General features: G+C 61.0%; 1 protein-coding gene. It reads left to right on the top strand.

Annotation, left to right across the window (positions count from 1 at the left end; translation table 11 throughout):
* Positions 1–249, top strand: a 249-nt coding sequence (locus tag SB847_RS21830) for a methylenetetrahydrofolate reductase (RefSeq protein WP_410578808.1), incomplete at both ends; no start/stop codon positions are given.

The following is a 249-nucleotide window of genomic DNA, read 5'->3' as shown; positions in this document are numbered from 1 at the left end:
CCGCGAACTCGAAGCCACCGAACCGGATTATGTCTCGGTGACATACGGTGCCAGCGGATCCAACCGTGACACCGCCGTCGACCTTATCAATCGACTTCTCACGGAGACCACCTTGCGTCCCTTGGCGCACCTGACCTGCGTTGGCAATACGCCCACTGAACTGGCAGAAATCATCGGTGAACTGCTCGACCACGGAGTACGCGGCATCTTGGCGCTGCGTGGTGACCTTCCCCAAGACGGCCAGCCCGC

The sequence above is a fragment of the Bacillus sp. SIMBA_026 genome (assembly GCF_046535335.1).
Classification (GTDB): Bacteria; Bacillota; Bacilli; order Bacillales; family Bacillaceae; genus Bacillus; species Bacillus velezensis.
The sequence above is the reverse complement of the archived record's forward strand: the minus strand, read 5'-3'. Positions and strand labels throughout refer to the sequence as shown.